This window comes from Halogranum roseipondis, assembly GCF_059695585.1.
Genome location: NZ_CM185235.1, coordinates 2623473 through 2635337 on the forward strand (window position 1 = coordinate 2623473; position 11865 = coordinate 2635337).

10 protein-coding genes are annotated in these 11865 nt (G+C 66.3%); 4 read left to right on the forward strand and 6 right to left on the reverse strand.

Translation table 11 applies throughout. The annotated features are described in order from the left end of the window. Positions 1–15: 15 nt before the first annotated feature. Positions 16–210: a 30S ribosomal protein S17e gene (locus EOHIBHHM_RS13725; protein WP_497251503.1), complete on the forward strand. Its 195-nt coding sequence runs from the start codon at positions 16–18 to the stop codon at positions 208–210. A gap of 105 nt (positions 211–315) precedes the next feature. Here the strand turns inward: EOHIBHHM_RS13725 and EOHIBHHM_RS13730 are convergent, their stop codons facing one another. Beyond that, positions 316–1707 (reverse strand): NAD(P)/FAD-dependent oxidoreductase, encoded by a 1392-nt coding sequence (locus EOHIBHHM_RS13730; RefSeq protein WP_497251505.1) that lies wholly within the window; start codon positions 1705–1707, stop codon positions 316–318. 117 nt (positions 1708–1824) lie between these two features. Continuing rightward, complete coding sequence (locus EOHIBHHM_RS13735; RefSeq protein WP_497251507.1) at positions 1825–3069, reverse strand: MFS transporter; 1245 nt, start codon at positions 3067–3069, stop codon at positions 1825–1827. Between the two features lie 120 nt (positions 3070–3189). On the opposite strand from EOHIBHHM_RS13735, the gene EOHIBHHM_RS13740 reads away from it, so the two are divergent. Continuing rightward, complete coding sequence (locus tag EOHIBHHM_RS13740; protein WP_497251509.1) at positions 3190–4146, forward strand: D-2-hydroxyacid dehydrogenase; 957 nt, start codon at positions 3190–3192, stop codon at positions 4144–4146. 131 nt (positions 4147–4277) lie between these two features. On the opposite strand, the gene EOHIBHHM_RS13745 is transcribed toward EOHIBHHM_RS13740, so the two are convergent. Then, positions 4278–5000: a fumarylacetoacetate hydrolase family protein gene (locus EOHIBHHM_RS13745; RefSeq protein WP_497251511.1), complete on the reverse strand. Its 723-nt coding sequence runs from the start codon at positions 4998–5000 to the stop codon at positions 4278–4280. Positions 5001–5195: 195 nt separating this feature from the next. After that, positions 5196–7379 carry a catalase/peroxidase HPI gene (katG, locus tag EOHIBHHM_RS13750; protein WP_497251513.1) on the reverse strand — a complete coding sequence of 728 codons (2184 nt, stop codon included), beginning with the start codon at positions 7377–7379 and terminating at the stop codon, positions 5196–5198. Between the two features lie 507 nt (positions 7380–7886). On the opposite strand from katG, the gene EOHIBHHM_RS13755 reads away from it, so the two are divergent. Beyond that, positions 7887–8279: a DUF8147 domain-containing protein gene (locus EOHIBHHM_RS13755; RefSeq protein ID WP_497251515.1), complete on the forward strand. Its 393-nt coding sequence runs from the start codon at positions 7887–7889 to the stop codon at positions 8277–8279. Between the two features lie 149 nt (positions 8280–8428). Here EOHIBHHM_RS13755 and asd read toward each other — a convergent pair whose 3' ends face one another. Then, positions 8429–9463 carry an aspartate-semialdehyde dehydrogenase gene (asd, locus tag EOHIBHHM_RS13760; RefSeq protein WP_497251517.1) on the reverse strand — a complete coding sequence of 345 codons (1035 nt, stop codon included), beginning with the start codon at positions 9461–9463 and terminating at the stop codon, positions 8429–8431. A gap of 592 nt (positions 9464–10055) precedes the next feature. On the opposite strand from asd, the gene EOHIBHHM_RS13765 reads away from it, so the two are divergent. Continuing rightward, complete coding sequence (locus EOHIBHHM_RS13765; RefSeq protein WP_497251519.1) at positions 10056–10553, forward strand: VOC family protein; 498 nt, start codon at positions 10056–10058, stop codon at positions 10551–10553. Positions 10554–10710: 157 nt separating this feature from the next. Here the strand turns inward: EOHIBHHM_RS13765 and EOHIBHHM_RS13770 are convergent, their stop codons facing one another. After that, positions 10711–11823, reverse strand: coding sequence for a pyridoxal-phosphate-dependent aminotransferase family protein (locus EOHIBHHM_RS13770; protein WP_497251521.1), 1113 nt, complete (start codon positions 11821–11823; stop codon positions 10711–10713). Between the last annotated feature and the right edge of the window lie 42 nt (positions 11824–11865).

An 11865-nucleotide genomic window follows, 5' to 3' on the forward strand; every position in this document is an offset into this window, starting at 1 on the left:
GGGGAATCGTCGGACATGGCAATCAAGCCCAAATACGTCAAGCAGATGGGGAACCTCCTGCTGGAGCGCTACCCGCAGGCGTTCAACACGGATTTCGAGACGAACAAGGAGAACGTCACGAAGCTCACGAACGTCGACTCGAAGTCGGTCCGCAACCGCATCGCCGGCTACGTCACGCGCAAGAAGGGCGGCGCGACGGCCGAAGCGTAATCTGCGAGTTCTGTCTGGTCGTTCTCTTGGCGCTCGGAACCGCGAGCGGTCGCATCGTCGACTGCCGCAGAACACGAAGGAGAGCGTCGGACGAGCCGAGCAGGGTCAGTAGACGTACTCGTTCGCCTCGAGCTGGACGTACTTGCCTCTGCGGTACTTGAGCTTCGTCTTCTTGTAGCTGCCGACCAGCCGTGCCGCGCTCAATCCGGCACCGAGTTTCGACGTGTTGAACAGTCTGTAGCCGTCGTCGTCGGCTTTGAGTTTGTTCGCCGTCTCGAACGCCCAGTCCCAGTCGTCGGGGCCGTAGCCGCGGACGCACTCGGCCATCGCGACGTTTCTGAGCACCTCGTCGCCGATGGCGTCCTTCCAGCGGTCGTTGTAGTCGCTCAGGTCGCCCTCGGCGGCGAGTTCGCCGGCGATAGCGCCGGTGCGGACCGCCACGTGGTCGCCGCCCTCGTGGAACGCCGACGTCGCCCCCATCGCGCCGCCGACGACGGCGATACCGGCCTCGGTCGGCGAGTCGATGGGTCGCGTCGAGGAGATGGGGTACGTCTCGGTCCCCTTCGACTTTCCGCGCTCTTCGACGATCGGGAACTCCTCCTCGACGTCGTACTCGTCACCCCAGAGGTGGTCGAGCAGACGCTCGATGTAGACGCTGCCGGAGGGGATGCGTTCGTCGTCCTCGCGGAGCAGCGCGTACTTCTCGCGGTCCTCGACGTCGTCGATGTCCATCCCGATGGGCATCGTCAGCCCGACGCGGCAGACGCCGTCGTCGTTCGGGAACACCCACGGGTAGGCGGTGTGACCGGGCATGTACCCCCACCAGAACATGATCGCGCCGGCGACCTCCTCGAACACCTCCGGCGGGAACTTCCGGTGTTCCTGGTAGGCGATGTGGTTGGCCTTCACCGAGGCCATCACGTCCGACGCCTTGCGACCGTCGGGGAGGAACCGGTCGAGCACCTTGTTCGTCACCGTCCGTTGGGGGCCGTCGGCGAGGACGAGGAAGTCGGCACCGACGGTCGACTTGTCGGCGAGCGTGAGGACGTGTCGCGGGTCGCCGGACCCAGCGTCCTGGTCCGTCTCGACGTCCTTGACGGAGGCCTTCACGCGGTACTCGGCACCCGCGTCCTCCGCGCGGTCGCGGAGGAAGTCGTCGAACTTCGCGCGGTGCATCGCGTAGCCGAAGTGGTCGTACGAGGATTCGATGCCGGTCGTCCGCATCGTCAGCGACTCGTTGGGACCGACGAACTCCGCGCGGTCCAGTTCGTGGAGGACGACGTCGTCGGGGAACTCGTCGGGGTGGATACCCATGATGTCCACCCAGTAGTCGAGGATACCGGCGGCGTCGGTCGAGTCCGGACCGAGTCGCTCGCGGTCCGCCCGGGGAACACCTTTCTCCAGAACGACGGCCTCCGCGCCGGCGCTGGCGGCGGCGTGGGCCGCTGCGGACCCGGCCGGGCCGCCACCGACGATGGCCACGTCTACGCGCTTCATACACTGTACCCGGCGGCACTCCGCTATTAAAGGTCCGGAACAGTATCGAGCGGAGAGACTCTGTCGTTCCCGAGTGGTCAGATGTGTGAGAGCCGAGACGGGTCGTCGCCTCGGACGTCACCCCCCGAACAGCGGCACTCGGGCCCGTGCTCCGTGGCTCTCGACGAGCATGACGCCGACGAGCACCGTCGCGACCACGCCGGGCACCGCGCCGACGACGAAGGCGACCTCTTTCGAGACGACGAGCGCCAGCCCGCCGACGAGAACCGGTCCGAGGACGCCGCCGACGCCCTTGGCGGTCGTCCGCAACCCCATCAGTTCGGACTCGCGGTCCGGCGGCGCGACGTCGCCGATGAACGCGAGCGCGCCGGTCGTCATCGCCGAGAACGACGCCGCGATGAGCAGGAAGGCGACGACGCCGACGGCGAACCGACCAGTCGACGTCGCCGGGAGCGTCGCGGCGGCGGCGACGAAGGCGAACAGTGCGCTACCGGCCATCCCGAGCGTGACGAGCCGTTTCCGACCCGTCACGTCGGCGACGCGACCGAAGAGGAGCATGAACACGGCCTGCCCGCCGGGGTTCAGCGCCAGCAACGCGCCCATCAGGAGCTCCGAGAGGCCGAGCGACTGGGGGAGGTAGACCGGCATGAGCGACAGCACGCCGAGGACGGAGGTGTTCCGGAGCGCGAGCGCGACGTAGAGCCACTGGAGGCCGTTGGTTCGGAGGTGTGCACGGTCGTCGACGCCGGGCAGCAGCCGGCGACGGACCTCGGAGACGACCTCCGAGAGCGTCGGGTCGACGTCGGGGGTCGGTGCGCTGTCGGCGACGAACGCGACGGCGAGCGTCGAGACGAGACTCAGCCCCGCGATGGCGAGAAACAGCGAGTCGGGGACGAGCAGTCCGAGCAGCGCCCCCGCCGTCAACTGCCCACCGGTGAACCCCACCGCCCGGGCGCTGTTGAAGAAGCCGACCGCACGCCCGCGTCCGGACTCGCCGCCGGCGGCGCTGACGACGGTGAGCATCACGGGCGGGAACGCTGCGGCGAAGGAGGCGTAGACGCCGCGGAGACCGACCGACGCCCACGTCCCCTCGGCGACGACGAGCGGGAGCACCGCGAGCGTCGCTCCCGCCCCGCTGATGACGAGCACCGCTCGACGACGACCGGTGACGTCGGCGACGGCACCCCAGACCGGCGCGAACAGCATCATCCCCGCGAAGTAGGCGGTGTAGACGAGCGCCGCGGCGAGGTCCGACCCGCCGGACTCGCCGATGTAGAACCCGAGTGCGGTCCCCATGAGGATGCCACTGCCGAACCGGGTGGCCGCCGCCGTGGCGACGACGAGTCGATCGCGGAGCGTCACTGCCTTCGGCTACAGCGGCACCCCACAAATCACCGCTGGAATCGGTCACGTTGACGAGCGGACGCGGCGGCGACTGCCGAAACGGAGGGACCTTAGTCCCCTCGCGTGTACCACCGCCACATGACCGACGCCGACATCGCGGTGCTGCGACAGAAGATCCACGGGATGCCCGCCGAGGGCTACGTCGACGCCCTGCGCGAGCGACTGCCGGACCGAGAGATCGTCTACGCCCGGACGCCCGAGGAGGAACGAGAGCTGCTCCGGACGGTCCCCGTCGCCGCCGGGTTCACGCTCCCGACCGAACTGCTCGACGAGGCGGAGAATCTCCAACTGTTCGCCTGCTCGTTCGCCGGGACGGGACATCTCCCGATGGAGGAGCTGGGAGACCACGGCGTCGCCGTGACGAACGCCTCGGGCGTCCACGGCCCCAACATCGCCGAACACGTCCTCGGCAGCATCCTCAGTTTCGCCCGCGGGTTCCACACGGCGTGGCGGCGGAAGGAGCGCACCGAGTGGCGCTCGTTTCAGACCCACGAACTGCAGGGGAGCACCGTCGCAATCGTCGGGCTCGGAGCCATCGGGCAGGCCGTCGTCGACCGCCTCGAACCGTTCGGCGTCGACACCGTCGGCGTCCGCTACTCGCCGGAGAAAGGGGGTCCGACCGACGAGGTGCTCGGCTTCGACGACCTGCACGACGCGCTCGGCGTCGCCGACTACGTCGTCGTCGCCGCCCCGCTCACCGACGAGACGGAGGGGATGTTCGACGCCAACGCGTTCAAGACGATGAAACCCGACAGCGTGCTGATCAACGTCGGTCGCGGCCCCATCGTCGACACCGACGCGCTCGTCGCGACGCTGGAGACGAACGGCATCCGCGGCGCGTCGCTCGACGTGACCGACCCCGAACCGCTCCCGCGGGACCATCCGCTCTGGACGTTCGACAACGTGCTCGTCACGCCGCACAACGCCGGCCACACGCCGGCCTACTGGGAGCGGCTGGCCGACATCCTCGCGCGCAACGTGAAGCAGGCAGCGGAACTCGGCGCGTACGAAGAACTCGAAAATCAGGTCATCTGACTCGACCGGGCGGAGGGGTCGTCGTCGGCTTCATAGGGGTTATCGTAGAGCCTCGTCGATGTTCTCCAGACGAGTCGAAGCCGGTGGTTCACCGGGGGTCTCTGATCCACCGGTTGGCTACGTAGCCCCTATCAGCGTTCGCTCGCGACGACCTCGTTCCGCAGCGTCCCGATCCCCTCGTACGTGATCTCGACCACGTCGCCGGGTTCGACCGTTCCGGGGTTCGCCGGACTGCCGAAGGCGATAGCGTCGCCGGGACGGAAGGTGAACCGCTTCGAGAGGTACGAGACGATCTCGTAGGGGCCGAACAGCATCAGTTCGGTGTTGGCCTCCTGCCGTCGCTCGCCGCCGACGTCGGTGTGCATCTCTAGGCTCCGTGGGTTGAGCTCCGTCTCCAGCCACGGTCCGAGCGGCCCGGAGCCGTCGAACGCCTTCCGCGCAGTGCGGCCTTGCTGGTCGAGCGCGTCGACGTCGTTCATGATGGTGTAACCGCGGATGTGGTCCGGCGCCTCCTCGACGGAGAAGTCGTGACAGCGGTCGTCGATCACGGCGACCAACTCGCCGGCGTAGGTGAGTTCCTCGGTGAACTCGGGGTAGACGATCGGTTCCTCGTGAGCGAGCACCGACGCCGGCGGTTTGATGAAGAAGTCCGGTTCCTCGGGTCGTTCGTACTCCATCTGGTCCAGCGTGGCGGCGTAGTTCCGACCGACGCAGTAGAGCGCAGAGGGGTCACAGGGCGCGAGCAGGTCGCCGTCCTCACCGACGACGTACTCGCCGTTCTCGGCGACGACGACGCCGTCCCGATACTCCCCCGCTCGCGGCCCGTCTGCGGTCTGGATGCGTGCACGTCTCATGAGAGGGGGTTAGAGGGGAGGGGCGAAAAGGTGTGGCGCTCTGTCTCGGCGTTCGTGATCCGAGACGACAGAGAACGTCGCCCCCACCCCGTCCGACAGTCGTTCACGACTCGATCGCAAGGACTGGATCGGGGGTCGGTGGCGACCGTCACCGAGACGTCGCAGATGGCTTCGACCGCGAGGTCGCAGTCGGCGCTACTCGAGGTCGAAGCGGTCGAGACTCATCACTTTGTGCCACGCGTCCACGAAGTCGTGCACGAACTTCTCCTCGGCGTCGTCGGACGCGTAGACGTCCGAGATCGCTCGCAGCCGGGAGTTCGACCCGAAGATGAGATCGACGCGGGTTCCTGCCCACTCGACGTCGCCCGTCTCACGGTCGCGCAGTTCGTAGATCTCCTGGGCATCCGAGGACGATTCCCACTCCATGATGTCCTGGGACTCCGACTCCTCGAACGGTTCCCACTCGTAGTCCATGTCGAGGACGTTCACGAAGAAGTCGTTGGTCAGCGTCTCCGGCTCGTCCGTGAAGACGCCGAGGTCGGACTCGTTGTAGTTCGCACCCAGCGCGCGCATGCCGCCGACCAGCACCGTCGTCTCGGACGCCGACAGGCTCAGGAGGTCGGCCTTGTCGACCAGTAGCTCCTCCGCCGATCGGTCGTCCTCGTCCGAAAGGTAGTTCCGGAAGCCGTCGGCCGCCGGCTCGAGCGCCTCGAAGGACTCGACGTCGGTCTGTTTCTGTGAGGCGTCGGTACGGCCCGGCTCGAACGGCACTTCCACGTCGTAGCCGGCGTCCGCCGCCGCCCGCTCGACGGCCGCGTTGCCGCCCAGCACGATCAGGTCGGCGAGCGAGACCCGCACGTCGTCCGAGCGCGAGCTGTTGAACTCCTCTTGGATCGTTTCGAGCGTCTCCAGCACCGTCCCCAGCTCTTCCGGCTCGTTCACGTCCCAGCTCCGCTGCGGTTCGAGACGGATGCGGGCTCCGTTCGCGCCGCCGCGCTTGTCGCTGTCGCGGTACGTCGACGCCGACGCCCAGGCGGTCTTGGCGAGTTGGGAGACGGAGAGCTCCGAAGCGAGGATCTCCTCCTTGAGGTGGTCGATCTCCTCCTCCCCGATCAGTTCGTAGTCGGCGTCGGGGACGGGGTCCTGCCACAGCATCTCCTCGTCCGGGACCTCCGGGCCGAGGAACCGCTCCGGCGGACCCATGTCGCGGTGGATGAGTTTGTACCAGGCCTTCGCGAAGGCGTCCTGGAACTCCTTCGGGTTCTCCTGGAAGCGCTCGATGATCTCCCGGTAGTCCGGGTCACGCTTCAGCGCGACGTCCGTCGTCAGCATCATCACGTCTTCCTTCTCCGACGGATCCTCGGTGCCCGGTGCGGCCTCGTCGAGTTCGTCGTTCGTCGTGGTCCACTGCCACGCACCGCCGGGACCCTTCTCGGGCTCCCACTCGTAGTCGAGCAGGTTGTCGAGGTAGCCCATGTCCCACTGGGTCGGCGTGGCGTTCCACGGTCCCTCGATCCCGCTCGTGATCGTGTCGGCTCCCTTGCCCGAACCGTGGCTGCTCTCCCAGCCCAGGCCCTGCTGATCGATGGGGGCGGCTTCGGGCTCCGGACCGACGTGCTCGTCGGGGTCGTCGGCACCGTGAACCTTCCCGAACGTGTGTCCGCCGGCGATGAGCGCGGCCGTCTCCTCGTCGTTCATCGCCATCTTGCCGAACGACTCGCGGATGTTCTTCGCCGACGCCTCGGGGTCCGGTTCGCCGTCCGGTCCCTCCGGGTTGACGTAGATGAGCCCCATGACGGTGGCGGCGAGCGTCCCTTCGAGCTCACCCTCTCCGTCGAAGCGCTCGGACGCTTCCCACTCGTCTTCGGGCCCCCAGTCGACGGCCTCGTCGGGTTCGTAGGCGTCCTCGCGCCCGCCGGCGAAGCCGAACGTCTCGAACCCCATCGACTCCAGGGCGACGTTCCCGGCTAGGACGATCAGGTCGGCCCACGAGAGCTGCTGGCCGTACTTCTGCTTGACCGGCCAGAGCAGTCGACGCGCCTTGTCGAGGTTCGCGTTGTCGGGCCAACTGTTGAGCGGTGCGAAGCGTTGAGTACCGCCGGTCGCGCCGCCGCGACCGTCGGTGGTGCGGTACGTCCCGGCACTGTGCCACGCCATGCGGATGAACAGCGGTCCGTAGTGACCGTAGTCGGCCGGCCACCACTCCTGAGACGTCGTCATCACCTCTTCGATGTCCGCCTTCACGGCGTCGAAGTCGAGCGACTCGAACGCCTCGGCGTAGTCGAACTCCTCGTCCATCGGACCGACGTCGCGGGCGTTCTGGTCGAGAATCTCCACGTTCAGCCGGTTCGGCCACCAGTCCTGGTTGGACCTACTCATGTCCTGTGCGTTGTTGCTGTTGCGTGTTAAGATTGTCTAATTCGGAAACGAAGATTTCGCTGCAGCCCAAGCAGTCTTTTTGATTTATGAACTTCTGACAGCGAGCGGAATCTCACGCTCTCCAGCGCGTCCGGGTTCCACCCGGCTACTGCAGGGCTTGCTGGACGAGGTGATTCATAGGGGTTATCGGAGAATCTCATAGATACTCTTCCTGAGAATCGAACCCTGTGGCTCACTGTAGTAACGAGTGCACGTCATCACTCACCTGACCGCACGACAGCATGCGGTCGAGTGAGTGACCAGGTGCACGAGCTACTATAGCTGGCTACGATAACCCCTCTCAGTCCGTCGCTCGCACCCCCGGCGGTCGAACGCCGTCGCGCCGCTCGGCAGGCACTCACCGTCTCGGTGAACTGCGCGAAGGGACACACAGTGGGACGACAGTCGGTTCTCGACTCCCGAGAACCGGCAGTCGGTTATTTCCTCGGCGGACGCGATGATACTGGTATGAACGCCCGTACGTTAGCGCTCGGAGCGGGAACTGCCGTCACCACCTTCTTACTGGCCGGTGCCGCGACCATCGAACTGCTGGGAGCGGGCGAAGCGCCCGGAATCGGGATCGTCGGCGTCTTCGTCGGTATCCTCGTCGGCCTTCTAGCGGGCGGACTCGTCAGCGTGTACGCCGACCGCCTCTCCGGAATCGCCGTGCCGGTCCTCGTCGCGTACGCGACGTTCGGCGTCACGTTCGTCGTGATCGCAGGGACGAGTTACGTCAACGTCCCCGGTGCCGACGACGTGTTCAGCTTCCCCGTCCACGTCGGCGTGAGCGTCGTCGTCGCTCTCGCCGCCGCGCTGCTGACTGGTCGTGGGAGACTCGGGAAGCGAGCAGCGCCCGTCTAAGTAGTCGAAACGAAAAGTACTCGCGACGTGTTTTGCCTCGGAGGGAGGCACTGCGTCCCTCCGAAGCCTTCGCGATGGAACGGGACGACAAGCGCGTTTTTGCCGAGGGCGCGAACGGAGCGAGCGCCCGCAGCGAGAACCGTCGGCCTCTAGACCCAGCCCTCTTCGACCAGCAGTTCGCCGTTCAGCACCGAGGCACCCGCCGCGCCGCGGATCGTGTTGTGAGCGAGACAGTTGTACTTGATGCCGTTTGCGGTCTCCTGGATGCCGCCGGCGGCGACGGCCATCCCGCCTTCGAGATTCCGGTCGAGTCGGGGCTGCGGGCGCATCGGGTCGTCGAAGACGTGGATCAGTTGCTCGGGAGCGCTCGGGAGGTCGATACCCGGGTACTCGCGCATCGTCTCGGCGACCTCCTCGACGTCGGGGTCGGCGGCGAGGTCAGCGAACACCGACTCGAGGTGGCCGTCGAGCGTCGGGATCCGGTTGCAGGAGGCGTTGACCTCGGCGTCGTGCAGCGAGAGCGCCGCGCCGTCGAAGGAGCCGAGCAGTTTGCGGGATTCGGACTCCATCTTCTCCTCCTCGCCGCCGATGTGCGGGATGGCGTTGTCGATGATCTCCATCGAGGTGACGCCGTCGTAGCCCGCGCCGGAGACAGCCTGCAGCGTCGTCACGTGGACGCGGTCGAGGCCGAACTCGTCGAGCGCGGCGAGCGTCGGCACCATCGTGATCGTCGAGCAGTTGGGGTTCTTGATGAGCGCGCCGTCCCAGCCGCGTTCGTCGCGCTGGACCTCGATGAGACCGAGGTGGTCGGCGTTGATCTCGGGGATCGTGAGGGGGACGTCCTCGGCCATCCGGTCGTTCGAGGAGTTCGAGGAGACGACGTAGCCCGCCTCGGCGAACTCCGGTTCGACGTCGGCGGCGACGCCCGACGGGAGCGACGAGAAGATCAGGTCGAGGTCGTCCGGCACCGCGTCGGCCGCGGTCCGCTGGACCTCCATGTCGGCGACGTCGTCCGGGATGGGGGTGTCGACGCGCCACTTGGCCGCCTCGTCGTAGCGCTTGCCCGCGCTGTCGTCGCTGGCGGTGACCGTCGCCAGTTCGAACGTGGGGTGGTCGTCGAGGAGTTGGATGAATCGCTGTCCGACTGCACCGGTCGCGCCGAGGATACCGACTCGTACTGACATTGGTATGCGGTAGGGTGACACGAGGATAAGGGGGTTTGGATTCGCGTCCATCTTTGCGGAACCGTGAAGGTCCGCGGTCGAGGAGTCGGAAAGGGTTTGAGGCGCGGACGACTACTTCCGGACGCACACCTTTAGTCCCCGCCCGAGTTCTTCCACTTCGGAAGCGATGACCGCGCGGCGAACCCGGGTGTGCGACATCCCTGGACCACGCACTGAGTGGTCGTCCGACGTCGGCGACGACGACGGACCGGACTCCGTCCGCCCTAAAGAGACGAGTGCCCGGCACGAGGGTTTCCCGGTCGACTCGGCATGCAGCCACTGGGATGAGACCGGCCGTTAGTGTTCCGGGCAACATTCAGATCTCTCGGAGAGACGTCTCCACTGTTTCTGCGACGCTGTCGACGAGCGAGCCCGTCACCGACAGAACCCCGTGTGTCTGAGTGCAAGGCCGTCGGCCCTCACCCACCGAGCCGACGGCGCAGACGGTCTCTCACGGTCGACTGCCCGTGACACGGGGACTCACCAGACGCGTTTCCCGGCAGATTCCTCGGGCTTCCGGCCCGTCATTGTCCTCGCCGTTCGAGAGAGCCGTGTGAGTTCGAAACCCCACCCGCGCAGTATCGCTCATGTCGGCGCGACTGTCCCGGACATCGACGAGGCAATCGACTGGTACGAGAGCGTCCTCGGGTTCGAGTGTTTCATGGGACCAGAACAGGTCGACGGCGAGGAGGACACCCAGATCGGCGACCTCTGTCGGGACGTCCTGGGTGACTTCGAGTCCGTCCGCATCGCACATCTCTCGACCGGCAACGGCGTCGCAGTCGAACTGTTCGAGTTCGCCGACCCCGAAGCGTTCGAGGAACCGGACCCGAAACGGCCCGGCTACTTCCACCTCTGCGTCGTCGACCCGGAGATCGAGGAGTTGGCCGCAGAGATCGACGCGAGCGGCGGCGAACACCACACTGACGTCTGGGAGCTGTTCCCCGGCCAAGAGTACCGGATGACGTACTGCAAAGATCCCTTCGGCAACCTCGTCGAGATCTACACCCACAGCCACGAACGGGTCTACAGCAACCAGGAAGACTACTGACGGACGTACTCGTCGGCGACGAGCAGTTCGGGGGCTTCGGGAACCGATCGTCGACGAACCACGTCGTGACCTTCCGACCCGTCTCGCCGGTGTCGGTCGTAGCGACGAAACGCAGTTCTTCTGAGCGGCCAGCCGTCGTACAGAGAGTGGGGGAGAGCTACAGCCCCGCGACGTCCTCGATGGCGTCGGTCAGCGCCTTGATCGACTCGACGTCGTGCTCGCCCATGTGGCCGATGCGGAACGTCTTCTCGCCGAGCGTCGAGCCGTAGCCGTTCGAGAACGCCATGTCGTACTGCTCGGACACCTGTTCGATGGTCGCGGCGACGTCGATCCCCTGCGTGTTCTCGATGCAGGCGACCGTCTGCGACTCGTAGCCCTCCTCGGGGAACATGTCGAAGTGTTCGTGAGCCCAGTCGCGGGTGTACTCGGCCATCTCTCGGTGACGTGCGTCACGAGCCTCGTGGCCCTCTTCGAGCATGTACTTCATCTGTTTCCGGTAGGCCAGCATGACCGGGATGGCGGGCGTGGAGTGCGTCTGGCCCTTCCGGTCGTAGTAGTCGAAGGCTCGCTGGAAGCCGCCGTACCAGGACGCGGAGTCCTTCGAGACCTCGCGGTCGTAGGCCTCGTCGCTGACGGCGCAGACCGCCAGCCCCGGCGGCATCGCGAACGCCTTCTGCGTCGACGCGAAGATGACGTCGACGTCGTGTTCGTCGACGTCGACGTAGTCGCCGCCGAGCGAGGACACCGCGTCGACGACGAAGTAGGTGTCCGGATACTCCGCGACGACGTCGCCGATCTCCTCGATGGGGTTGCGGACGCCGGTGGAGCTCTCGTTCATCACGCAGGCGACGACGTCGTAGTGTTTCTCGCTCGTCTCGAGCGCCTCGCGGACGTCTTCGGGTTTGACAGCCTCCCCCCACTCGTACTCGAGCGTGTCGACGTCCTTCCCCAGTCGCTCGGCGACGTTGGCGTGGCGTTCGCTGAAACTCCCGCAGGTCGCGACGAGGATGTTCTCGTCGACGAGGTTGAGCGTCGACGCCTCCCAGAACTCCGTCCCCGACGCCGTGAGGATCATCACGTCGTTGTCCGTGCCGAGGAACTCCTTCGTGTCCTCGACGATGGTCGTGTAGAGGTCGGTCATCCGGTCCATGCGGTGGCCGAACATCGGCTCGCACATGGCCTCGATGACGTCGTCGCGGACCTCGGTCGGACCTGGGATGTACAGCGTCTTGTTCGGATAGTCGTCTTTGTATTCGCGTTTCTCGGTCACAGGAGCCACCTAAGTACGACTCACTGTGCAGTCGGACGGCAT

Bases quoted from the DNA above. Each gene is read 5' to 3' on its own strand.
- EOHIBHHM_RS13730 (WP_497251505.1), bottom strand. From the start codon at position 1,707: ATGAAGCGCGTAGACGTGGCCATCGTCGGTGGCGGCCCGGCCGGGTCC.
- asd (WP_497251517.1), bottom strand. From the start codon at position 9,463: ATGTCAGTACGAGTCGGTATCCTCGGCGCGACCGGTGCAGTCGGACAG.
- EOHIBHHM_RS13725 (WP_497251503.1), top strand. From the start codon at position 16: ATGGCAATCAAGCCCAAATACGTCAAGCAGATGGGGAACCTCCTGCTG.
- katG (WP_497251513.1), bottom strand. From the start codon at position 7,379: ATGAGTAGGTCCAACCAGGACTGGTGGCCGAACCGGCTGAACGTGGAG.
- EOHIBHHM_RS13745 (WP_497251511.1), bottom strand. From the start codon at position 5,000: ATGAGACGTGCACGCATCCAGACCGCAGACGGGCCGCGAGCGGGGGAG.
- EOHIBHHM_RS13740 (WP_497251509.1), top strand. From the start codon at position 3,190: ATGACCGACGCCGACATCGCGGTGCTGCGACAGAAGATCCACGGGATG.
- EOHIBHHM_RS13755 (WP_497251515.1), top strand. From the start codon at position 7,887: ATGAACGCCCGTACGTTAGCGCTCGGAGCGGGAACTGCCGTCACCACC.